The organism is Chryseobacterium gallinarum (assembly GCF_001021975.1).
Taxonomy (GTDB): Bacteria; Bacteroidota; Bacteroidia; order Flavobacteriales; family Weeksellaceae; genus Chryseobacterium; species Chryseobacterium gallinarum.
Genome location: NZ_CP009928.1, coordinates 1848375 through 1873507, shown reverse-complemented (window position 1 = coordinate 1873507; position 25133 = coordinate 1848375). Strand labels below are relative to the sequence as shown.

The 25133-nt window shown below is 38.7% G+C and carries 21 protein-coding genes; 9 read left to right on the top strand and 12 right to left on the bottom strand.

Features of this window, described 5'->3' with window-relative positions:
• Positions 1–14 precede the first annotated feature (14 nt).
• Positions 15–395, top strand: a complete 381-nt coding sequence (locus tag OK18_RS08425) for a group III truncated hemoglobin (protein ID WP_053327720.1) — start codon at positions 15–17, stop codon at positions 393–395.
• A 90-nt stretch (positions 396–485) separates the two neighbouring features.
• Here OK18_RS08425 and OK18_RS08420 read toward each other — a convergent pair whose 3' ends face one another.
• From OK18_RS08420 to hflX, 6 genes are all read right to left on the bottom strand, one after another.
• Positions 486–1556: a calcium:proton antiporter gene (locus OK18_RS08420; RefSeq protein ID WP_050021665.1), complete on the bottom strand. Its 1071-nt coding sequence runs from the start codon at positions 1554–1556 to the stop codon at positions 486–488.
• A 66-nt stretch (positions 1557–1622) separates the two neighbouring features.
• A complete protein-coding gene (locus OK18_RS08415; protein WP_050021666.1) occupies positions 1623–1952 on the bottom strand; it encodes a DUF6122 family protein in 330 nt (109 codons plus the stop codon).
• Entirely contained in the window at positions 1952–2668 is a 717-nt protein-coding gene (locus OK18_RS08410; protein ID WP_050021667.1) for a DNA alkylation repair protein, read from the bottom strand. Before OK18_RS08410 ends, OK18_RS08415 begins: the two co-directional genes overlap by 1 nt.
• A gap of 2 nt (positions 2669–2670) precedes the next feature.
• Positions 2671–3954 carry a cation:proton antiporter gene (locus OK18_RS08405; protein WP_050021668.1) on the bottom strand — a complete coding sequence of 428 codons (1284 nt, stop codon included), beginning with the start codon at positions 3952–3954 and terminating at the stop codon, positions 2671–2673.
• A gap of 22 nt (positions 3955–3976) precedes the next feature.
• A complete protein-coding gene (locus OK18_RS08400; RefSeq protein ID WP_050021669.1) occupies positions 3977–4606 on the bottom strand; it encodes a DUF4919 domain-containing protein in 630 nt (209 codons plus the stop codon).
• Positions 4606–5829 carry a GTPase HflX gene (gene hflX, locus OK18_RS08395; RefSeq protein WP_050021670.1) on the bottom strand — a complete coding sequence of 408 codons (1224 nt, stop codon included), beginning with the start codon at positions 5827–5829 and terminating at the stop codon, positions 4606–4608. The genes OK18_RS08400 and hflX overlap by 1 nt, the downstream gene beginning before the upstream one ends.
• Before the next feature lie 194 nt (positions 5830–6023).
• On the opposite strand from hflX, the gene OK18_RS08390 reads away from it, so the two are divergent.
• The 4 genes from OK18_RS08390 (at position 6024) to OK18_RS08375 (ending at position 10288) form a co-directional block, all read left to right on the top strand.
• The gene (locus tag OK18_RS08390; protein WP_050021671.1) at positions 6024–6731 is read left to right on the top strand and encodes a LytR/AlgR family response regulator transcription factor; all 708 of its coding nucleotides are present in this window, start codon (positions 6024–6026) and stop codon (positions 6729–6731) included.
• A gap of 138 nt (positions 6732–6869) precedes the next feature.
• On the top strand, positions 6870–7346 hold the full coding sequence (locus OK18_RS08385; protein WP_050021672.1) for a T9SS type A sorting domain-containing protein: 477 nt from the start codon (positions 6870–6872) through the stop codon (positions 7344–7346).
• A gap of 6 nt (positions 7347–7352) precedes the next feature.
• Positions 7353–9875, top strand: a complete 2523-nt coding sequence (locus OK18_RS08380; RefSeq protein WP_053327719.1) for a beta strand repeat-containing protein — start codon at positions 7353–7355, stop codon at positions 9873–9875.
• A 5-nt stretch (positions 9876–9880) separates the two neighbouring features.
• Complete coding sequence (locus OK18_RS08375) at positions 9881–10288, top strand: hypothetical protein (protein WP_053327718.1); 408 nt, start codon at positions 9881–9883, stop codon at positions 10286–10288.
• Between the two features lie 93 nt (positions 10289–10381).
• Here the strand turns inward: OK18_RS08375 and OK18_RS08370 are convergent, their stop codons facing one another.
• Positions 10382–10816 (bottom strand): META domain-containing protein, encoded by a 435-nt coding sequence (locus OK18_RS08370; RefSeq protein WP_228377712.1) that lies wholly within the window; start codon positions 10814–10816, stop codon positions 10382–10384.
• An 86-nt stretch (positions 10817–10902) separates the two neighbouring features.
• Between OK18_RS08370 and OK18_RS08365 the strand changes: the two genes are divergently transcribed.
• From OK18_RS08365 to OK18_RS08355, 3 genes are all read left to right on the top strand, one after another.
• Positions 10903–13110: a S46 family peptidase gene (locus OK18_RS08365; RefSeq protein WP_053329330.1), complete on the top strand. Its 2208-nt coding sequence runs from the start codon at positions 10903–10905 to the stop codon at positions 13108–13110.
• Between the two features lie 76 nt (positions 13111–13186).
• Positions 13187–13660, top strand: a complete 474-nt coding sequence (locus OK18_RS08360; RefSeq protein WP_053329329.1) for a YdeI/OmpD-associated family protein — start codon at positions 13187–13189, stop codon at positions 13658–13660.
• A gap of 117 nt (positions 13661–13777) precedes the next feature.
• Positions 13778–15016, top strand: a complete 1239-nt coding sequence (locus OK18_RS08355; RefSeq protein ID WP_050021675.1) for a spondin domain-containing protein — start codon at positions 13778–13780, stop codon at positions 15014–15016.
• Between the two features lie 114 nt (positions 15017–15130).
• Here OK18_RS08355 and OK18_RS08350 read toward each other — a convergent pair whose 3' ends face one another.
• The 3 genes from OK18_RS08350 to OK18_RS08340 all read right to left on the bottom strand — a co-directional run bounded on the left by OK18_RS08350 (position 15131) and on the right by OK18_RS08340 (position 20141).
• Positions 15131–15769: a GNAT family N-acetyltransferase gene (locus tag OK18_RS08350; protein ID WP_050021676.1), complete on the bottom strand. Its 639-nt coding sequence runs from the start codon at positions 15767–15769 to the stop codon at positions 15131–15133.
• Positions 15770–15804: 35 nt separating this feature from the next.
• Positions 15805–16956, bottom strand: coding sequence for a histidine decarboxylase (locus tag OK18_RS08345; protein ID WP_053327717.1), 1152 nt, complete (start codon positions 16954–16956; stop codon positions 15805–15807).
• Between the two features lie 74 nt (positions 16957–17030).
• Positions 17031–20141, bottom strand: coding sequence for a non-ribosomal peptide synthetase family protein (locus OK18_RS08340; protein ID WP_053327716.1), 3111 nt, complete (start codon positions 20139–20141; stop codon positions 17031–17033).
• A gap of 606 nt (positions 20142–20747) precedes the next feature.
• On the opposite strand from OK18_RS08340, the gene OK18_RS08335 reads away from it, so the two are divergent.
• Complete coding sequence (locus OK18_RS08335) at positions 20748–21560, top strand: GLPGLI family protein (protein WP_053327715.1); 813 nt, start codon at positions 20748–20750, stop codon at positions 21558–21560.
• A gap of 11 nt (positions 21561–21571) precedes the next feature.
• Here OK18_RS08335 and OK18_RS08330 read toward each other — a convergent pair whose 3' ends face one another.
• Entirely contained in the window at positions 21572–23107 is a 1536-nt protein-coding gene (locus OK18_RS08330; protein WP_053327714.1) for a YifB family Mg chelatase-like AAA ATPase, read from the bottom strand.
• 160 nt (positions 23108–23267) lie between these two features.
• Complete coding sequence (locus OK18_RS08325) at positions 23268–25088, bottom strand: hypothetical protein (protein WP_053327713.1); 1821 nt, start codon at positions 25086–25088, stop codon at positions 23268–23270.
• Between the last annotated feature and the right edge of the window lie 45 nt (positions 25089–25133).

Here is a 25133-nt window from a genome sequence, read left to right as displayed (position 1 = left end):
TGTACATTTGAAGTATGAAAAAGCTGGAATCAAGAGAAGACATAGAACATCTTGTCAATTCATTTTATACAAAAGTCGTTAAGGATGAGACCATAGGATTTTTTTTTAATGATATTGCCAAGGTAGACTGGGATAAACATCTTCCAAAAATGTATTCTTTCTGGGAGTCTGTTCTTTTTGGTCAGATGACCTACAAGGGTAATCCGATGGGAGTTCATTTTCCTATCAATGAAGTCCGGGCTATGGAACAAAAACATTTTGACCGCTGGCTGGAACTGTGGCGCACAACCATAGAAGAAAATTTTGTAGGTGAAAATGCAGATATGGCCATTTATAAATCTGAAAACATCGCCAGGTTAATGGCATTTAAAATGGAACTGGCAAGAAGATTATAAGCCATGATTATAAGATTAATATATGTAGGATTCTGTCCCGATAAGCAAACTGATTGATTATCCTTTTTACAATCTCTCTTTTACTTTGTCCTAAGGGACGATTACAGTAAAAATATAAGCCGCCAGATTGACCAAAAGAACCGTACCATACAAGATATTGGTTTTTCCCCGGCTTAAGGAAAGCATTACAATAAATACCGAGAGGGAAAGCAGAATAATATCTTTCTTATCCAAACCCAGAACCAACGGAATATCGTAGATAATACACACTACAGAAACCGCAGGAATGGTAAGTCCGATACTCGCCAATGCTGATCCTAAGGCAAGGTTCAGGCTGGATTGTATCTGATTGGCCCTTGCTGCACGTATAGCCGCCACACCTTCGGGAAGAAGGACTACAGCTGCAATGATTACCCCAACCAGGGATTTAGGTGCTCCCAGGCTCTGCACCATGCTTTCAATAGTGTCCGATAATCCTTTTGCCATTAAAACAACAATGGCTAAGCAGATAACCAGGAAAATAAAACTGATAATCGTTTTGGTAAGAGATGGAACATAATGCTCTTCCGGATGCTCATCAGGAACGATAAAATAGCTTCTGTGCCTCACGGTTTGTACCATCAGGAAAACACCATAAATAACAAGACAGGCAATGGAAACAAAAATAAGCTGCGCCTGATTATAGAAAGGTCCGTTAACACTTGAAGTAAAATTCGGGAGAACAAGGGTAAGAATAAGAATTGAAACAGTACTCACCAGATAGGTGGTCGCTGAAGTTCTTGCAAAGAATTGTTCATGATATTTAACACCGCCTACCAATATACAGATTCCCAGAATCCCATTAAGAATAAGCATCACAGCAGCAAAAACCGTATCTCTGGCCAGCGTGATCGCCTGATCTCCGCCGGCTACCATCAGTGAGATGATAAGTGCCACTTCGATAATAGTGATACAGAGCGCAAGAATGATTGTTCCGAACGGCTCCCCTACTTTATGTGCTACCATTTCGGCATGATGTACGGCAGACAGTACACTTCCGATTAATAAAATACCTGCAAGAATGTCATAAATAACCCCGCTTCCCATCAATCCGGAAAAGTAATACCCTACCGCAAGAACAGGAAAAATATAAGTATAATGTAAAAGTTCTTTTAATCTCATAAAGTGTCTACAAAATACAAAAAATCTATAAAATTTGAAATATCAAAAGAAAATATTAATAATATTTTAATGGCACCAGAAAGTAAAGTCCTGAAAATCGGTCAACATGTGAAATAAAAGCCCGATGCCCACAATTCTGATATTTCCCTTAAAAAAAAGCATCAAAAAATACACCGCAATGGCATAGTAAGAATGTAAAATGTGAAAACCTATACTATTTCTTGACGGATCAAAAACAGGATTGGCAAAAAGATGATCTAAATCTACTGCCATGGTCGCCAGCAGAATAAAGTAAGCTTTTATCCAGTTTTTACGATAAAAAAGCAACGCGATAAACACCGGAAAAATAAAATGCAGGAAGTAATGAAAGCACGTTTTCCACAACAGACAGTCCATTATATTCTTCCTTTTAAATAATCTTGTCGCATGCTTTCATCCAGTTTTTCAATGGCATATCTCAGGCTTGTTCTGGGCATTTCCTTGTAATATTGGTTCAGATAGGTAATTAATTCTGCTTCATTTTTATTTCCTATTTCTCTCAAAAGCCATCCATTTGCTTTATGCATTAAATCATGGGGATGTTTCAGGTTTCTGGTCACCAATTCTTTCGTCAGGTCGAAAAATCCTTTTTTTACATAATACATTGTACCTACCACTGCTATTCTTTTATGCCACATATCCTGTGATTCCGAAAGGTCTTTCAGAAGATATTCTTTCCTGTTTTCAAAGGCATATCTGCCCAGGATTTTATAGCAACCCGAATCTACCAGATCCCAATTGTTGATAAAAGAAAGGTGGTCTAAATAAAATGCAATCACTTCCTCTTTAGCAACCGGATCTTTAGTTTTTTCAAATTTCAATACCAATATAAAAACAGCAGTAAGCCTGTGTTCATGATACTTTGAAGAAAGAAGCTTACTGAGTTCTCTTAAATCTGTTTTTGAATAATATTCTTTAGCTACAGATCTTTGATCCGGAACCGTCACTCCTAAAAACAAATCACCTTCACCATATTCCCCTGTTCCTGTCTTGAAAAACCGTGGAAAAAATTCCGCTTTTTCAGGAATGGATAAAACAGCCAGTGCTTCTTGTATTTCCTTTAATACACTCATGATCAGTCCTTATTTTCCGGAGAGCCTGCCACCTGCTCCTCTTCAGTGATAATCTGATTAGGGTTTGCCACTTTAGCTATTGTAAGTCCCTGAACAATAATAGAGAATACCACTACACAATAGGTGATACTTAAAATAATCTCACTGTATTCACTTTTAGGAATAGACATCGCCAGGGCAATGGAAACTCCGCCACGAATTCCTCCCCAAACCAGCACTTTTACTGTTTGAGGGCTAAAACTCTTCCTCAAAGAGGTAAACTTTGTAGGCCCCCAAATGGAAATAAATCTTGCCAACAGAACCACAATAATAGCCACTAAACCAGGAATCATAAAATGTTTCAGATCTTTGATCATTAAAAGCTCAAAACCGATAAACAGGAATAATACCGCATTCAGGATTTCATCAATCAATTCCCAGAATTTGATCAGGTAGTCCTGGGTAACGGACTTCATTTTGAAGTTTCTGTTAAAGTTCCCCATAAATAATCCTGCCGCCACCATCGTCAGCGGACCTGAAATATGCATTTGCCTTGCAATAAGATAACCTCCCATCACTACGGAAAGCGTCACCAGTACAGAGATAATGTAGTCATCCACCTCACGCATCAGTCTTGAAGTAACCCAGCCTAACAATACTCCCAACAAAAGTCCCCCGCCTGCTTCATGCAGCAAAAGAAGTCCTATATTTTCAACTCCCAGATCCACTTCTTTTCCTACAGCAAGCTGTAAGACTACGGTAAAGACCACCACAGCCATACCGTCATTGAAAAGAGATTCCCCGGCCACTTTTGTTTCCAGCGACTTGGAAACTTTTGCCTGTTTCAGAACACTCAACACCGCTACAGGATCTGTAGGTGAAATCAGGGCGCCAAAAACAAGGCAATAGATAAAAGGCAGTTTAATTCCTACATATGGTAGCAGATAAAACATTCCGAACCCCACCACAAAGGTGGAAATCACGACCCCCGCAGTGGAAAAAATCACTACCGGCCGGAATTGCTCCTTTAAATCGTTAATATTAATGTGAATACCTCCTGCGAAAAGAAGAAAATTAAGCATAGCTCCCATCAGAACCTCCGTAAAATCAATACTGCTCATCAGATTATGGAGATGCCCAAAAGTTCTTGGCAGCACTGTTTCTCCAAACAATACCAGGAAAATAGAAACCACAATGGCGATAACCATAATTCCTATCGTGCTTGGAAGTTTTAAAAACCTGTAATTAAGATAGGCAAATATGGATGCAAGTACGATTAATGCTGAAAATGAATAATATAATTCCACTAAGTGTTTTTTTTAAATTAATTTACTGATCTAAATAAAGTATCTTGATATACGTTTTATTTCCGTTTTTGTCCCAAATATCGAACATCCCGTCTCTGGCTGTTTTTGAGCCTCTGGTATAGTCTTTCCCTATATTGAGGATGTTCAGCAGGATATATTCATCTCCCATTGTATTGACAACATAAGCGGTTTTTTCAGATTTTCCGTCACCAGAACCCTTTATTCCGTCTGCTAATGAACGAAACTGGTTAAGATGATGCATGAAATTGGTTCCGTCCTTTATAGAATCATATGCCCTTAGAAGGATCAGCAGAATATCCAGGTTGGTGGGATCTTTATCATACAAGATTTTTCCCTGCCTGATACAATTCTCAAAATTCTCCTGTTTAAAAGCTTCTACCAGGACTTTAAAACTTTCATCCGAAGTTGATACTTTATCATTTCTAAAATTCCTTCCATAGTACAAGTGCTGCGTCTCTATGCTGTCCAAAGACTTCGGATATCCTTTATACTTAAAGATAAGTTTATCGTAATTATACGGTGAATCAGGATTTTTAAGATTTTTTTCAATCGTTTTCAGATCAATTCTGGTTTTTTGACTGAATCCAAAAACCGAAAACAAGAGAAATAAGAGAGAAAAATAGTATTTCATTAATTGGTATTTTCTTCTTCGTCATTATCGAAATATTCGAAAAGGAAATCATTATACGGAAATCTTGAAATATGGATTTTCATGACTTCATCATAAATGAGTTTTTTCATTTCCGGGAAGTTTTCTTTCGTTAGAGCAGAAATGAAAACAGTCGGGTATTTCGATTTGGCCATCCATGTTTTTTTCCATTCTTCAAGAGAAATATTTTTCTTTGTACCGGGAGTAAGATCATCTTCATCCTTTTTCTCATAACTGAAGTCATCAATTTTGTTGAAAACCATGATCATAGGCTTCTGATGGGCATTGATTTCCATTAGAATCTGGTTTACAGAGGCGATATGGTCTTCAAAGCTCTCATGGGAAATATCTACAACGTGGATCAAAAGATCTGCCTCTCGAACCTCATCCAGGGTAGATTTAAAGGATTCTACCAATTGCGTTGGTAATTTCCTGATAAATCCTACCGTATCCGTCAATAAAAACGGTAAATTTCCAATCACAACCTTTCTTACGGTGGTATCCAAAGTGGCAAACAGCTTGTTTTCTGCAAAAACTTCTGATTTTGACAAGGAGTTCATCAGGGTAGATTTACCCACATTGGTGTACCCTACCAGAGCCGCACGAACAACTTTTCCGCGATTGTTCCGCTGGGTTGCCATTTGCTTGTCGATCGTCTTCAGCTTATCTTTCAATAAAGTAATCCTGTCACGGATAATACGACGGTCAGTTTCTATTTCCGTTTCCCCGGGACCTCTCATTCCGATACCTCCTTTCTGGCGCTCAAGGTGGGTCCACATCCTTGTCAACCGTGGTAGAAGATATTGATATTGTGCCAATTCAACCTGAGTTCTGGCATAAGAAGTTTGGGCACGCTGGGCGAAAATGTCCAGAATAAGATTGGTACGGTCCAGAATCTTAACTTCCATTTCGCGTTCCAGGTTTTTAAGCTGTGAGGGGGAAAGCTCATCATCGAAAATAACGGTTCCGATTTCGTTTTCTTTTACATATTCTTTTATCTCGAGTGCCTTTCCGCTTCCGATAAAGGTTTTGGAATCCGGCTGAGTCAGTTTTTGAGTGAAGCGTTTTTGTACGGTTGCCCCTGCTGTGAAAGCCAGAAATTCCAGTTCATCCATATATTCCACCAGTTTTTCTTCATCCTGGTTTTGGGTAATAACTCCTACCAGAACAGCTTTCTCATAATTATGTTCTTTCTTTTCTAACATTAAATTCTATCTATGTTTATGATTTTTACAAGATAATATTTTTTCATAAAAAAAACAAAATCTAATTTTACTTAATAACAATTTTTAATATAATTTTAAGCTAAAACATTTATTGATTGATAAAAAACCATAACTTTATATAATAATTTGCTGATTTTTAAATATTTAAATTAAAAATTTATAGCCAGACGATCATGATTACTCCTATCAGATGTATGATTATTGATGATGATGAACTGGACAGACTGGTTCTTCAACATTATCTTAAAAAGTATGAAAACCTGGAAATAGTCGCTTCTTTCGATTCGGCAGAAAAAGCTATTCCTTACCTGGAGCTTCCCATTGATCTTTTACTTACTGAAACCATCTTAAAAGGAATGAGCGGCCTGGAATTCAGAAAGCTGGCCCATAAAATCCCTGCATGCATTTTTGTAAGTTCGCATCCCGAATTGGCAGCCGGGGCTTTTGAAATCAATACCTTGGATTTTATCACTAAACCATTAACACCGGAACGGTTTCATTATTCCATGCAGCGGCTTTTTGATTTTTTTAAACTAAAAGAAAAGTGTGAGAGCTATGATGCCATGCTTGGTGAAAATTGCATCAAAATAAAAGAAGGCGGAAGTATCTTTCAAATCCAAAAAACAGATATTCTTTATCTGGAAGCCTTAAAAGATTATACCCGGATTATCACCCTTGAGAAAAACCATTGTATTTTAGATTCTTTAGGAAATCTTCTCCATAAAAGCTTTTTTGATTCTTTTATAAGGATCCACCGTAGTTATGCCGTTCCCCGGCATCTTATCCGTGGAAAGAGCTGTCATGAAATAGAATTGGCACATCATATAAAACTCCCCATTGGCAGGGCTTATAAAAACAATCTATCCTTCTTTGAGCTTTAAGGTTGTGTGAATTTAACAATAATTCACAAAATGACATTGGTCGATTATTCCTGTCGTTAGTCTATTTTTCTGATAATGGATTTTAATAGGTGGTAATTTAGTTCTCCCGAATTTTCCTCCAAAATAAAACTGTTACCTATGAAAAAGACATCTATTTATTATTTCCCTGTATTTATATTCTCCGCTGCAATACTACAGGCCCAGTCAGCCGTATTGGCCACCGGAATGAATGCATCAGACGGCAGTGGCTCGGTTTCTTACAGTATAGGCCAAATTGCTTATCTCTATAAAGGTACCGGACCCCAGGTACAGGAAGGCTTACAACAAGCTTACGAAGTCACCGCACTCTCTACGCATGAAATGTTATCGGACCAGGAAGGTATCCTGCTCTATCCGAATCCCTTCAAAGATTATCTGTATCTGGATTTTACTACAAATAATTATAAAGGTTCGGAGTATCAGTTATTCGATGCGCAGGGTAAACTGATCAGAAAAGATATGATCATCCAATCGAAATCCGAGCTTAATTTTTCTTCTCTTCCGTCTGCCATGTATATCATCAGGATTAACCGGAACGGAGAAAATATTAAAACATTTAAAATTATCAAAAACTAAATTACCATGAAAAAAATACTATTAACGTTCTGGATCCTGTATGGACTTTGTATGGCAATCGCGCAGGTTCCGGAAAAAATGAGCTATCAGGCAATTATCAGGAACGGATCAGGTCAATTGCTGAATAACCAAAGCATTGCCGTTAAAGCAACAATATTACAAGGTTCTCCTGCAGGTACAGAGGTCTATTCTGAAAGACTTACAGGGAATACTAATGCCAATGGACTTATCACTCTGGAAATAGGATCCGGAACAGTACTTTCGGGAACATTTGCTACCATCAACTGGCCTTCAGGAAACTATTATTTAAAGACAGAAACTGATCCTGCCGGAGGAAATAATTATACCATAACAGGGACAAGCCAACTGCTAAGTGTGCCTTATGCCATGTATGCAAAATCGGCAGGAAGTAGTGGCGGAACATTTGCAATTCCCTATACCAATACCGTAAATAATGCTGCTACCCTATTTTCATTAACAAATGATGGTGACGGGACTTCACTAGAAGGCAGCAATACAGCAACCACATCAAATATTGCAGCCGTACGGGGAATTGTTACAAACGCTTCCCCCGGTGGTTTTTCTTCAGGGGTACGCGGTATCAATAACGGGACCGGCGGCCTGGGCGTAGGCGTATACGGAAGTCAGAACGGAAGCGGCTGGGGTGTATATGGCGTTACTCCTAATGGCTTAGGGGTATACGGGAATGCAAGCGCCAACGGAATTGGGGTTTATGCCAACAGTAATACAGGCACCGGTCTTACCGCAACCAGTAACAACGGAATTCCGGCTGCAATTTCAATTTTTAATAATGCCAACAACAATAATGCACTCAGTGTCTCCAGTGTAGGAAACGGGACAGTAGTGAATGTTACTACTACCGGAAACGGAGCCGGGGTAAGAAGTTCTACAGTATCAGGATTTGCGCATCATGGCATTACTTCTGCCGTGTCTTCTGCCGGTGTTGTAGGAGATAACAATGGAGGCGGTGAAGCTGTAGTGGGAAGAACCACCAGTGATATTGCCGGAGCCGTAGTCGGAAGAAATGATGGAGGCGGATATGGTGTAAGAGGGTTTGTCGCCACTAATACATCGGGAACGGGTATCGGGGTATATGGCCAGGTAGGTTTGAATAACAGTACCGGACGGGCAGGAAAATTTGAAAATTTTAATCAAATCAATACAGCCGCCAATACATTGGAAGTAGAAACTAACGGAAACGGAAATATTCCGGACAACACTCAGGGAAATGCAGCCTCATTTCTTGTCAACAACACCAATAGTGTAGCTGCAGCAGTAAGAGGTGAAGTAAAAACAATATTTGGAAACTTCGGTGCGGCAGGAGTTTTCGGTATTTCTTCTGGAACAGGAGGCTATGCCGGTCTCTTCCATGCATCTAATGTAGCCGGAAACGGGCCCGCATTAGTAGTCATTACCGATGGAAACGGAAATGCCATTACTGCCAATGCCAGCAAAAACGGAAATGCTGTAGAAGCCAATATCGATGGAGGCGGGAATGCATTATATGCCTGGGTTCCCAGTTTTGCAACCGGCCGCGCAGGGCGATTCAATATCTTTAACGAATCCAATACAAGTGATGCCATAACGGTAACCACCGTAGGAAATGGTATTGCAGGAAACTTTAAAGTAGATAAAGTAACCGGAACCTCTCCAGCCGTAAAAGGGGAAGTAAATTCCCAGTTTGCCAATTTCGGAACAGCCGGTATTTATGGTCTTTCTTCCGGAACGGGAGGATATGGGGGACTATTTTATGCCAGCAACCCGGCAGGAAACGGTCCTGCCCTGATTGCTATTGCAGAAGGGAATGGAAATGCCATCACTGCCAACGCATCCAATACGGGCGATGGTGTTGAAACCTCTGCAGAGGGCTCAGGAAATGCTTTATACGCATGGGTTCCTAATTTTGGAAATGGCCGTGCCGCAAGGTTTGTTAATTACAATGCAGCCAATACCAACCCTCCCCTTACTGTAGAGACCCATAGTAATGGCTCAATTGCTTTATTTAAATCCGGAGACCCCGGAACGGTAAATGTTGCCAGAATTAACTCTGCCGGAAAAGGATTCTTCAACGGGGGTACACAAAACAGTGGTGCTGACATTGCCGAGGCTTTTGATGTGAAAGGTCCTGTCTCAGCATATGAAGCCGGGGATATCCTGGTTATTTCCACAAGCACAGACAGAACGGTAGAAAAGTCTTCAAAGCCTTATTCCAACCTTGTTGCAGGTGTATATGCAACCAAACCGGGAGTCCTTCTTACCGAAGAACATATTGACGCTGATCTTTCAGGAAAAGTACCAATGGGCGTGATAGGGGTCATTCCAACGAAGGTATGTCTTGAAAACGGTAGAATAAAAAGAGGTGATCTTTTGGTTACTTCATCGAAAGCAGGTATTGCCATGAAAGCTGACCTTAGAAAAGTAAAAATTGGGCAAGTCATTGGAAAAGCACTTCAGGATTATGACCAAAAAGAGACCGGAAAAATTCAAGTATTAGTCAACATAAAATAAACCTCATGAAAACAGCATATATTATCCCGCTATTATTTTTAGGTTCCCTGATTTATGCCCAGGAAAACAAGCAGACAGTTCCTGTGGAAGATCAAACCCAGGCTGTGAAACAGGCAAAAGAGCTGCAGACAAAATTGATGCAGGAAGCCTCAGAAAATACAGAAACAACAAAAACAGGATTGGCATCTGACCATGGGCTGGAAGTAAAAAAACAGACACAAAGCCCTAAAGCATCCACGAACTCAGGAAAGCTGCTTCCCAACACAGCAACCCTGGAAGAAATAAAAAAAACAATTCCCAATAGACAGGCAAACCATAACACGGTTAATTCTAGGAACACAAATAGCAACGTTACGGGGTTATCCAACACAGCAACCCTGGAGGAAATAAAAAAAACAATTCCTAAAAACTAATACCCTCAAAAAAGCTGATAACCAATCCAGATTTTTCAAACAAAAGAAGTCCGCTCTATATGGCGGACTTCTGGTATGATAGACTCCATTATTTTAATCCCAATCAGCGGCTACAAACTTCATTGAATGGCCATGGTCATCAGATAAGGTTAAAAAATGTCCCTCAATGGTATATTTTGTCATGGTAGTAAACTTCTTCTGGAAAGCGCTTTCCAACGCCATATCCCTGCAGGCCTTCATTGTTCCTGTAATATTTGAAATATTTACCTGCCCGTTTTTTTTAAATCCGGAAGCAAATGACATCCGGTTACATCCCATAAAGGCACTGCCCTGAATAGTATTACCTTTCATTTCAGCAGTCAGGTTCACTTCTGCTTTATGGGCAATCAGCTGATCCCTGGAAAAACCATCAAAAGAGACAAGCATCCATTGCCTCTGAAGGGATGGGTTTTTCTCAGGCACTGTTGAACAATTCCAAACTGTACCTGCAAGCAAAACTGCCAAAAGTGATAATAGTATTTTTTTCATGCGGATTATCCACCCATTTTCATACCAATCCGGGACAGAATCTCGTAAAAATTAGTAAATTAGCGACACAAAAATTATTTTATAAAATGAAAAGACTATTTCTACTATTCACTTTCTTGCTGAGCTTTGCTCAGATGAGGGCGGATGAGGGGATGTGGCTGCTAATGCTCATCAAAAGACTTAATGGTGTTGATATGCAAAAAGAGGGTCTACATCTTACGCCTGAAGAAATTTACTCGGTAAACAATTCGAGCTTAAAAGACGCTATCGTAAGCTTCGGTGGCTTCTGTACAGGTGAAATTGTTTCTGATAAAGGACTTATATTCACCAACCACCATTGTGGCTACGGCGCTGTTGCCGCTGCTTCTACACCAGAAAAAGACTACCTGAAGAATGGTTTCTGGGCAATGAAACAAAAGGACGAATTCAATGCAAAGGATCTTTACGTAAGATTTTTAGTGAGAATGGATGATGCTACGCAAAGAATCAATTCCAAACTTAACAACAATATGACCGGAGCAGAGAGAAAAGCTGTTATTGATGCTGAAACCAAGGCTATCCAGGCAGAAAACTCTGAAAACGGGAAATATACAGTCGTTGTAAAAGACTTCTTCAATGGAAATGAATTCTACTATTTTGTGTATCAGGATTATAAAGATATCAGATTAGTAGGTGCACCACCCTCTTCATTAGGAAAATTCGGTGGAGATACGGATAACTGGGAATGGCCAAGACATACGGCAGATTTCACAGTATTCAGAGTGTATGCTGATGCCGCAGGTAACCCTGCCGAATATTCTCCGGGCAATGTTCCATTGAAGCCTAAGCATTTTCTTCCGGTTTCCCTTAAAGGAATTAAACCTGGCGATTTCTCAATGATCCTGGGTTATCCGGGAAGAACCAACCGTTACCTGACTTCTTATGGTATCCAGCAAATGGTAAGCAAAGATTATCCGGCATGGGTTGAAGCTTCCAAAGTAGCCATGGACGTTATGAAAAAATACATGGATAAAGATAAGGCTACTCAGCTTAACTATGCTTCTCAATATGCTTCTGTGGCCAATTACTGGAAAAACAGACAGGGAACAATAGATGCTGTTGAGAAAAACGGTACGATCTCTGATAAGCAAAAGATTGAAGAGACCTTTAAAAAATGGGCTTCTATGCCTGGAAATGAAGCTTATGACGGTGTCCTGGAAGATATCGGAGTTTATTATAACCAGGTTTCAGACAGAAATGTTGAAAGAAACTATGCCAGCCAGTTTTCAAGAAATGTAAAATATATATCCCTTGCTGCGAGACTGGGATCTTTATTTAAAACCTATGCTGCCCAGGATATGCAGGGAAGATTAGCAATGAAAGCTAAAACAGAAGCAGCTATTAAAGCGGCTTACGAAAACTTCAACCCATCTCTGGAAGGAGAGATGCTGGCTGCAATGACCAGCCTTTACCAGGCCAGAGTGAAAAACAAGGAGGTGGCTTCTGCTACCATCCTAGGATTAGATGCTAAAAATGTTTCTAACCTTGCCTATTCTTCTATTTTTGCAAACAAGACTTCTGCTACCAATTTCTTATTGCATCCTGACGCATTAAAACTTGATGCTGATCCACTTTGGAAAATAGCTAACGGTATAGAAGCAGATCAGAGAATGAATACTGAAAGATATGTTAAGATAGATGATAATTTCGCAAAAAACAACCGTCTGTTCCTAGCCGGCTTAATGAAAGCTATGCCTGAGAAAAAATTCTATCCGGATGCCAACTCTACGATGAGATTAACTTACGGAACTGTAGATAAACTTCCTATCAGAAGTGACAGAAACTATTTCGGTGTTACTGATAACTATTATACAGATATGACCGGTCTTGTAGGTAAATACAAGAAAGGGGATGAAGAGTTTGACCTTCCTCAGAGAGTGATTGATCTTTACAATCTTAAAGATTTCGGGCAGTATGCTGATGCTGCAGGATATATGCCTGTCAACTTCCTTTCCAACAATGATATTACAGGTGGAAACTCTGGTTCTCCTGTGATTGACGGAGACGGAAACCTTATCGGTATTGCTTTCGACGGAAACAGCGAAGCATTAAGCGGGGATATTGTATTTGAGCCTGAATGGCAAAAAACAATCAATGTGGACGTTCGTTTTGTCCTTTGGACCATCGATAAGTATGCAGGAGCAAGAAGATTAATTGATGAATTAAAGCTTGTAAGAGGAGAGAATACTCCGGCAGATACAAAAACCAAAAATTCAGGAACTACTGCAACTCCTAAGAAAACAAAGAAAAAATAATCTTTTTTGATCTATTTTGAAACCGTGAAATTTGCTTTCACGGTTTTTTTTATTTTTGGATTTTAAAAGCTTTATTATGAAACCACCTATTGAGTTCACCGCTACTATCAGACAAACCGGCACAATGAATGCTGCTTTTGTAGATTTTCCTTTTTCTACTGAGGAATTATTCGGGAAAAAAGGTTTGGTAAAAATTAAAGCTACATTTGATGGCAAAGTAGAGTATCGCGGAAGTCTGGCTAAAATGAAATCCGATTGCCATATTTTAGGACTGACCCAGGAAATCAGAAAACAGCTTGGAAAAACGTTTGGTGATGAGGTTTCCGTTTCTCTTATTGAAGATAAAGAAGAAAGGCTGGTTGAGATTGCCAATGATATTGCTTTTATTTTTAATCAAAACCCTGAAGCAAAAGTATTATTTGATAAGATGAGTTATACCCACAGAAAAGAATATATCCGCTGGATTGAAGAAGCCAAAAAACCGGAAACAAGGGAAAATAGAAAAAGTAAAATGATTCAAATGATTTTAGAAGGGAAAAAGGGGATTTAATACTCTTTTTTTAGTATCTGATTCTTTTTAATAATAATTATATACTTTTTTGTCAGGATTCATAAAAGTGTTCGACTATAGTTGTACATACCAGTTATAACTCTAAAAATTCACTTTATGAAAAAAACTTTTTTCACAACAACAGCATTTGCTGCAGCAATGGCAGTTACATTTACACTGTCTTCATGTAACGATTCGGATAACGACATGATGAATATGTCTTATCAAAAGACTATCACATTCGAAAATGTCGTTACCCCTAAAGATTTTGTAGAAAGTGGAGAAATTCCGGGAGTTACTTTTCTTGCAGCGGCAGGGCATAAAGTTATCTTACCCGGAGAATCTCAAACCATCAAATTCAGCGCAGGTAAGGCGCAAGCACTTATGTTTGCTACCATGTATGGAGCTTCAAAAGACTGGTTCTTCGCTTCAAAGCAGCCAGGAATCAAGCTATTTGACAGCAATGGTAATGCCATTACAGGGGATGTTTCCTCCGACGTATTATTGTGGGATAACGGAACTAAGGACAACCAGACGGGACAAGCAGAAAGCAAACCAATTATGCAGGTTCCTAATGTGAATGCTTCACAATTGGTAAAGCTTAATCTGGCTTATGATAATGTAAAATCTGAGTTCACACTTACCATTACCAACACTTCGGGTGGAACTGCTAATGAGACCCCACTTTCTCCGGGAGTATGGGCGGTTTCCAATTACAATGGTTCTCAGCTGTTGAACAGTACTCCTTTCTTTATGCCTAATACTTTATCCAATCCTGAAATTACTGATATTGCCCAAATGGGGAACATCACTAAAATGATGACCAAGCTTACTGCGAATACCGGCATTATGACAGGCTTATCTCCTGCATTAGTCGTAGTGTATCGTGGTGACAAAAATCCTATTTACGAATTGGGAAAAACAGATAACGGAATGGGATTGAAAGAAATCGCACAGTTTGGGAATGTAACAAAACTTCAAACCAGTTTAAAATCTCTACCTAATGTAAAAGGTGTATATGTTGCCGGAAGCGCTCCCGTAGCACCGGGAAACAAGGTTATGACGAACTTCAAGGCCGATCCGGGAGATAAAATTGCCTACGTAACAATGTTTGGATTCTCCAATGACTGGTTTTATGCCAACGAACAAATGATTGATGCCAATACCAAAGGAGATATTACTTCAAAGACAACATTATTTGATTCAGGTACAGGAGTTGATCAATATCCTGGTGCCGGAAACCGTCAGGCTTTATTTGGAGGAACTCCACAAAGTGAAAATATGGTCATTTCTAAAGTAGGAACACAATATCCGGTTCCTGCTGTACAAAATGTAATAAAAGTAACTGTGAATTAAAGTTTTGCTGGAATCAATGTATATCAAGGTTTCATCTTGATTGTTTTGGTTTATTGGAAAACCAGGCAGCTTTGCTGCCTGGTTTTCATTTTTCATTGGTATTTATTATGGTATTTACTTTTTCCGTTTTAAAAAAACACCTATTGGTTCTGTATCATTGCTGTTTACAAATACCTCTTTATGGACATCATAGCCTAATAAAGGGCAATATAATTTTGCTGAACGTCTTGTACTTGCCAATATAAAAGGGGCATCATAACCTTTCCGGTCAAAATAGTCTAAAGTCCATTTAAAAAGATGGCTGCCATACCCACGTCCCTGAGCTTCAGGAAGTACTGCTAAATAAGCAGGCTCCATACTTTTTTGAACTTTATCAGGGTTTAAGTGGATGTTTCCGGCTTCATAAAGCCAATTGTATCGTTTTACGCCTGTTTCTCCAAGGATACCATGCCATTTCTCTTTAAATGTGTTAGCCTTCTGATCTGTATTTCCCAGCCAGGCCCACACGAAAACGGCCTTTCGGTCAGCACTACTGAATACTGTACCCCCTGACATTAAAACATCCTTAACCACAGCTTCAAAAAAATTTTCAAGTAAATCTTCATTCTCTTTTCCGTTAAACCAGAATCTAATAGTAGGATCAGTTATAAAAGCTTTTGCTAATACTTTCCAATGCCAGGATTCAGGTTCTGTAAAGACAACAGGAGTTTCAAATCCTGTTTCAGGAGCTAATGTTTCTAAATTGTTTTTCATAATAAATAGTTGTATTGGTGTGTTATTATATTAATTCATGTCAAGGGGCAGGCATTCTCAAGAAGATTCTTATTACTTACAGGAAGCGTTTTCAATAAGTCATTAAAAAAATCATCAATAATGTTTTTGGAAATACCAGGCATGCAAATGAGATGGGCATATCCATTTTTAGTTGCTAATTGCCATTTACGGCATAACTGATCATCCGGCTTGGAAAATACTACAGTAATGGCATTTTCATTCCGAAAGCAGAATATATTATTTTCCTCAAGCCTGCGCTGAACATATATTGCCATGGAAAGAGATTGCTGTGCCCTTAAGAGCATTCCTTCCCTGCCCAGCTTTTTGACGGCGTACCATAAAAATACCGGGCTATGCCCGTTCCGGGATCCGGCAATCGTTGTATCCTGCGAACCTATATATGATATGTATTGCCCTAATCGCTCTTTATAGTTTTTTTTGACAATCACTATTCCACATGGAACAGGTGAACCAATAAATTTATGCCCGCTACAGGCAATGCTGTCTATTCCATTCTTGAAATCAAAACGGGGGTCATCTTCTAATAACGGAAGGTAAGCTCCCGAAAGCGCTGCATCACAATGGATATAATAGGATTCTATAGAGCATTTTTTTAAAATCTGCCTGATTGTGGGAATATCATCTTTAGCCTCCGTCATAGTAGTTCCTATATTGGCAATAATGATGACGGGCAAATGCCGGTGTTGTTCTATTGACTGTTCTAAGGCATTATAATCCATTTCTCCTTTTGAGTCCGCCTGTATTTCTACAGATCGTAAGTTCAGTAAGCGAATATTTTTGGTTATACTGTAATGAGCTTCAGAAGAATGATACACTATAGCTTCGGGATATATTTCCCTTGCGATGTACAGCCCATAAAGATTACCTTCACTTCCTCCGCTGGTAACATACCCTGAATAATTATCTTTTGGTGCCCTGAATAAACCGGCAAAGAATTGAATCACTTCTCTTTCAATTTCAAAGGAATTTACAGCATAATTGCTTTCTATAAAGGGATCCCCTACATTCGCAATCGGATATTGAAACAGATCGTAAAGTTCAGTATAATCAAAATCTCTGGCAAAAGGATAGCCAATAGAAAAAGTAGATTTTTCTTTTATTACATTAATAAAGTTTATTAATTTTTTTTGTTCTCTGGCTTTCATTAATTTTTTATTATTGATAAAATAAGATTTCTCTCATCATAAAAAATCAGACAGCTAAGCTGCCTGATTGGTATTTATTCTGTAACAGGAATTCCCAGATATTGTAAGTAAGAATCAAGTATGGTTTTATCAAATACCGGTTCTTTGATTCCGGATCCTTCCAAAAAGCGGGTAACATTGGAACAATCCCAAACATAGGTGTTCTGGTAAAGTTCAACCGTAGACAGTCCTTCATGCATATTATCTTTAAAAAGGCTCGTTAGTGGGTATAAACGGTTTTTACTGTCGTCTTCCCATTGCTTTCTCCATTCTTTATAAGGAAGACCTTTAAGCGGGAATGCATAATACTTTTTCATCAGACCGAAGAAATCCTCCAGGGTAAGATTCGTTTCAGGACTTGCAATGAGGTTAAATTTTTTCCCTATAGCGTCCTTATTTTTTGTAATATGGGCCATTGCTTTTGTCATATAATCTACAGTGATTAATCCCTCTCTGAGTTCTGTAAGTGCAGGATAGGACTGAAATTCTACACAGTTTTTCACCAGTCCGGACCACCATTGATAAGGTGCGCTGGCGCCTGTTTCGCTGTGACACATGGCGTAGCCGAGACGGTAGGTAATCAAAGGCAATCCTTCTTTTGCCGCCAGATCTGCTACTGCTTCCATCACATATTTACTTCTGACATATCCGATATCTTTGCTTACCGAAAGGATATTTTGTTCGATATCATCGGATTCAAGCATCACTTTTTTGCCTGTGAATATATGCCCCCAGCTATATACAGAAATTGTAGACAACAAGGCGAGACATTTGGTCCTTTCGGCTCCGGCAAGCTTTATAATCTCTCTCAATCCTTCCACATTCGGAGCCTTCATATAAGAATAAGGTTCGATAAAATTCACGGAGCTTCCGGAATGGTAAATAAGATCAGCTTTTGTTGCCAGCATTTTGAATTTGTCATCCGAAAGACCTAATGCAGGGAGGGCAAGATCACCTATTACGGGAATAATCCTGGATTTTTGTTCATGTTTTTGAGGGATATGATATTGTTTAAAACAACGGTCTATTTTCTCCATAGCATGGAATTCATCCTCAGCTCTTACCAGACAGTAAATATCCGCTTGTGTGGTATCCAGAAGCTCCTGTAAAAGGTGAATCCCCACAAAACCTGTCACTCCGGTTAAGAAAATGACGGCCGGGTTTTCCATCTGTTTTGGATCGAAGCCTCCTGCAAAAACAGTTCCGGGAGCCAGATACACATCCTGTTGTAATTCCACGTAAGGTTCTACATCTTCTACGGGTGCTGCCTCTCTGAATGCTTTGGCCCTGTTGATCAATACTTCCGAAAGATCCTGCAGTACCGGGTATTGGTAAATATCCCTCAGATAAACCTTCATGTCCAATTTTCTTTGCAGTGCAACGGCTACCACCGCTACTAAAAGAGAGTTTCCTCCGATATCAAAAAAGTTATCCGTTATATTAATAACCGGACGTTCCAATTCTGAAGACCAGATGTCTGCTATTATTCTCTCGGTTTCATTGGTTGGCGGTTCCAATGAAATCAGATCTCTGGCTTCTTTATCTGCAAGATCCCTTAAAGACCGGATATCTGTTTTACCATTTGCCGTTAAAGGAATCTTATCTATAAAAATGATCTGGGCCGGAATCATATACCCCGGCAGCTCTTCTTTCAGTTGATTTCTAACAGAAGTACCGTCTTTTTCAGCTCCGGGTGTTGCCACAACGAACGCCACCAGATATTTATTTCCATTTACTGTATCTTTTGTGATCACCAGGGCTTCCCGGATATTTTTATCCTGAGTAAGACTACGCTCTATTTCTCCCAGCTCAATCCGGAATCCACGGATTTTTACCTGATTATCCATTCTTCCCAGAAATTCAATATCACCGTCGGGAAGCCATCTGGCGAGATCTCCTGTCCGATATAGTTTTTCATTTTCTTTAAATGGATTGGCAATAAATTTAGCGGCTGTAAGCTCTTCATTATTCAGGTATCCTTTAGCCAAGATATTTCCGCCAATAAATAGCTCACCCACGGCGCCTACCGGTAATACTTCCAGGTTTTCGTTCAAAATATAAGCTTTGGCATTCGCTATCGGTTTTCCAATTGAGGATACATACTGCCCGTTGACGTCTTTAACTTTTTTAAAGGTGGCATACACGGTACATTCTGTAGGACCATAATAATCAATCAATTCATAGTTCAGCTCTGTTGTGAGTACCGGTTTGAGCTTTTCTCCTCCCGTAAAGAGATATTTCAATGTCAAATCATTATAGTTCCGGGTACTATCCACAACTGCCGGTGCCAGCACGGAAGGAACAAAGCCATGGGTAATCCGGTTTTTACGGTAATAATCCACTAAAGCAGATACATTGGTCCTTTCTTCATTATCTGCTATAAAAATAGTGCCTCCCGAAGTAAGTGCCGACCAAAACTCCCATACGGATATATCAAATGCCAGCCCTGCCACCAAACTTAAGTGTGAGGTGTGATCAACATGGAAATGATGATTATGCCAGGTTACTAAATGCTGAATGGTATGATGTGTAATCATAACTCCTTTGGGCTTTCCTGTAGAGCCCGAAGTATAAATGGTGTAAGCTAAGGCATTTTGATTCACCTTAAGGGCCGGATCATTTGAGGACCAGGAATCCAGGCTGCTCATTTGCTCCAGTTCGAAAATTTTTGTTTTCCCGCTTTTTGTCAGCTGTTCACCTAATGAATGGTTTGTAATAATAAACTCTGCAGAAGTGTCTGAAAGAATATATTCTACTCTTTTTACCGGATAGGCAGGATCTATGGGTACATAGGCTGCTCCTGTTTTAATAATTCCAAGAACGGCTATTGCCCATTCCAGAGAACGGTCCAGCCATACCGGGACATATTTTCCTTCTTTTATTCCTTTATCTAATAATGCATTGGCGAGCTGGTTGCTTCGCTCATCCAATTCTTTATAAGTCATTGTCTGGTGCTGGTATACAATTGCAATATTATCGGGATGGCGACGTGCCTGATTCCTGAAGAGAGATTCTAATGTTTCTTCCTGCAGGTAGTCCCAGCCGGTCATATTAAATTTTTGTAAAAGCTTTTCCCTGTCTTCCGAAGACAGCAATACAGTTGCTCCTGATGGTTGTGTTTCTAGTGTAGGTGTTGTGTTTGGCATTTGTAATAAATTAATGTAATTCATGGTTAGTAATTAATGTATGTCTTCTAATATCCGCATCTACCATAATAGCAGTTCATTCCTGAATGTGAGCAGCTTTAAATAAAACAAACAGACATAAAGGATAGGCACAGCTAACTGATTAACTGCAATTTTACGGTAGCAAGGTAGATATCGGAAAGACTAAAGGATCTACTTATTCAGTAGAACTATAAATAATGCTAAAGCTTTATTTATTACTATCAAAAAGACAGTTTATTTTCGTATTTTTTATTGTAAATACACCAAATAAACAAATATGCATTGACTTAATCTTTCATAATGAATTAATTTTAATAATTTGAAAATTAAATTTAACATAATAATTTGGATAAAGTGTTACATAATTTCTACATTATATTATATTGTCGAATTAATAATTTTAAATCCATAAAGCAAAAGACATAAGCAACTGTATTACAGCAACAAATGAAAAAAACATTAATTTTTAAATTAAATGATGTTAAAAAAAATAATGTTTTTGTTATTTTTTTATAATGTCGCGAAAATACCAGTCATACGTTAGAAAAGGGTTTGCTTTTTGGTAGTATGTAGAAAAAGACACTTATGATCAGATTCGTTTTTCTTCTTCTGGCAAGCTCAATGGTATATGCACAAAGCAACAGATTTTATTATGAATTAAAATTTAAACCAGACACTATTGCCAATCAGGAAATTAAAGAATTTTTTATTACAGATATTAATCCCAAATCTGTAAAATATTTTTCATTGATCGATTATAAGAATGATAGTATTACAAAAAATGTGAGCTCAGAATCAAGGTATGAGAGAACACAATTATACCATTATATCAAAAGAGACAGAAACAGCTTTGATAATATCAATTATCTTTCTGCAGGGTCAACTCCCGTACAATTGAAAAGCCATGATGAAATGAAATGGTCTATTCTGCCGGAAACCAAAATGATGGGCTCCATAAAAGTTCAGGCTGCCAGGACACATTTTGGTGGAAGACAATGGACCGCATGGTTTGCAGAAAGCATTCCTTTTCCGGAAGGTCCCTATAAGTTCCGCGGACTGCCGGGGATGATTCTGGAAATATATGATGACCGGCGTTATTATCATTTTACTCTGGTCAGAAATAAGGTGCTGGATAAAGAATACAACACCTCAGGAATTGTAGAAACATTTTTTGGAGAAAAACCTTTGTTGATTGATAAAAAGAAATACATTCAGCTAAAGCTTCAGGAATATGCGGACCCTTTAGCCGATATGAAAGGGGGAAATATGCCTACTCTTATTGATGAGCACGGGAATAAGATATCTGTCGATTTCAAACAGATGACTATAGAAGCCCAACGGGAATTAAAATCCAATAATAACTTTATTGAAAAGGAATTTATCATTAACTATAAATAATAAAATGCAGATCAGGCATTCCAGAATTCCCTGTCTAAACTTCGGTACTGAATGGCTTCAGAGATATGATGTGAAAGAATTTTTTCGGATTCTTCAAGGTCTGCTATTGTTCGCGCTACCTTTAAGATCCGATCATAAGCCCTGGCGGAAAGGTTTAGCTTTTCCATTGCTAATTTGATGAGGTTAAAAGAAGTTTCATCCAGCTCGCAGAAAGCTTCAAGTTCTTTGGGTCCTATCTGGGCATTGCAACTGATATTAAGGTATTTATACCGTTCATTCTGAATATTCCTTGCTTTCAACACACGCGCCCGTATTGCTTTACTGCTCTCTCCTTTCCTTTTCTCGGAAAGCTGCTCAAATTCTACTTTCTGCACTTCAATGTGAATATCAATACGGTCCAGGAGAGGACCTGAAAGTTTATTCATATATCGTTGCATTTCGTATACGGAGGAAGTATTATTGGGGTCATCAGGAAAAAAACCGCTAGGACTGGGATTCATAGAGGCTACCAACATAAAACTTGCCGGATAATTTACGCTAAACCGGGCTCTTGAAATGGTAACTTCCCTGTCTTCCAAAGGTTGTCTCATAACTTCCAATACGGTCCGCTTAAACTCCGGCATTTCATCGAGAAAAAGTACACCATTATGGGCAAGAGAAATTTCTCCGGGTTGCGGATAGCTTCCACCGCCTACCAAAGCTACATCTGAAATGGTATGATGAGGGGACCTGAAGGGACGAACAGTCATTAAAGATGCCTCTGCTCCAATTTTCCCTGCTACGGAATGTATTTTTGTTGTTTCCAGCGCTTCTTTTATTGTCAATGGAGGTAAGATGCTGGGAACCCTTTTAGCCAACATTGTTTTTCCACTTCCGGGAGGGCCTATCAGGATAATATTATGCCCTCCTGCAGCGGCTACTTCCATGGCCCTTTTTGCTGTTTCCTGGCCTTTTACTTCAGAAAAGTCAAATGGAAAGTCATTGATCTTTTCATGAAATTCTTTCTGAGTGTCTAATATTATTTTTTCAATAGCTTTTCCTTCGTTGAAGAAATCAATAACTTCCTTAATATTCTGTACACCATACACCTCAAGATCATCCACAATAGCGGCTTCTTTCGCATTCTGAATGGGAAGAATAATTCCTTTGAAACCTTCTTCCCTGGCCTGAATGGCAATGGGCAATACTCCTTTAATCGGTTGCAGACTGCCATCCAGGGATAACTCTCCCATAATGATATACTGCTGAATATCTTCGGCAAGGATCTGATCTGAAGCTGCCAAAATGCCAATGGCAATACTCAGGTCATAAGCAGAGCCTTCTTTTCTAAGGTCTGCGGGTGCCATATTAATAGTAATTTTCTTACCGGGAATTTTATAGCCAACATTCTTCAAGGCGGCAGATATCCTATAGCTGCTTTCTTTAATGGCATTATCAGGAAGGCCTACCAAATGATACCCTACTCCACCGGTATCAATATTGACCTCAATAGTAATTGTTTGCGCAGCAACTCCGTGAATGGCGCTGCCATAAATTTTAATCAGCATGGGTGTTTTTGCGGTAAATGTAATTAATATTCTATTTTTAAAAACAAAGGTTTATGTTGACAATATCCTATAAACCAATCGTATTTTAGAATGAACCCATGAAATAATTACAAAAAAATATTCCGAAGTCATGTTCGGAATATAAAAATTTTATTTTTTACTATGGGATCTGGACAAAAGCACCCCAAGTTGTCTGATTGATAGCCTGTCTTCTCCAAATATTCCCATGGTTATCGGGAGATGGATATATTGTTTGATAGACATGGGGATAATAATTATTCCCGATATTCTCACGAGACATTTTAGCCATAACAGTTGGGTCTCCAAGAAATCCTGAAGGCATGGTTCCCGTCATTTGACACTGGCTTTCTCCATACATAACTTTATCAGGAGTAATACTATCTAAAGTGGGGGCATTATTGGCATTAAGAAAAAAATACAGATTCACAGGTGAAATATTCTCTCCATATACATTGTCCTTTACAACAGCATTGGTAAGTTTTTCCGGAGTTGCTGAAGAACCAGTCACAAGCGGATGCTGGACATCTACTACTGAAGAAACTAATTCATTTCCTATAATTTTTCCAATTCCGCCTGGATCGTTGATTGTTATAAATGTCCCTGAGAAGTTATAAAACTGATTCTGTATAAAGCTGATATTTTTAGTAGTACCAACAAATGCTAATCCTGCCGCATTGTTACACCCATCAAAAGTATTTTTCTCAAAAGTTATATTTTTACCTCCTTCGGCCCGTATTACGGTCATCGTTTCCGAGATAACATTTCTAAACAGGTTATTGTAAAACAATACACCAAATGCTTTGCGTAAATCAGCAGCTCCCTGTATATTGAAACATCTGTTATTTTGAAACACCACGCCATAATTTGAAGGAGAGGACATAAAATTATTATTTCCGATTACGGATAAGGGGGTTACAACCTTATCAAAATCACAATTATCAATAATATAACCTAAATGAGAAATTTTCTCTTCTGATCCGTCATAATTTCTTAAGAATATAGTAACAGCTCCGTTACCTCCGCCGATATTTTTAAAACTACAATTTGATATAACCCCTTTTCTGGAAATAGTATTAGATGTATCTGACTCTATATCAACAGCTCCAATCATATCCGGTCTGCAGATATTTTCGAAATTACAAAAATCTATACTGAACCCATCGCAATAATAGATGGAAATTCCCTGTCTGTTATTATTATTTATACCGTCAAAATTACATTTATAAAAATTGACATCTTTATTATAGGCATCTCTGATTCCGTCTTCACGCAAACCTCTGCAAACAGCAACTCCATCGCCTAAGAATCCTATAAAAGAACAATATTCAAAAGTAACATTAGATACCCCGTGCATACAAACATGGTGAAGTAGTTCATCGAAACCATACTGTTTAACATTGGAAATAAACTTTGCCCCAATAAACTTGATATTCTTTATGGAATTAGAGTCATCGGTCTGCATTGAAACTTTGGCATCAAATACAAACATTCCATCTGCGGCACGATATCTTCCATAGGTATAAATCTTCCCCTCAGGATTTTCCGGCGTTACCGGAACAATAAACTCGGTTTTAGTGCCAATGTCCTGAATAAATTCGGCTCCATAAGCAAGTATAGTAATATTTGAGAATTTTTTTGTTTCACAATCCACATGGCTTAATTTATATTTCCCCGCAGGTACATATAATGTTCCCCCTCCTATATCTGCAATAAACTTCAATGCTTTTGTAAAATATATATACTCGTCATTCACTCCATCTCCAATAGCCCCGAACCATTTAACATTGATTTTTCCGTCAGCAATTACCCGCCGGTAATATTTATTGTTGACTTTCTTATATATTTCATCCATTTCCTGACACAACATATCGGTGATCGGGCTACCATTATAAGTTTCTACCGCCTCCATGAAAGAGGTCCATTCCCCTGTAAAGGGATCATTAAATTCTAAATAACTCATTTTTTAATATTTAATAATTAAGATTAATTACAAATATATTTTCCG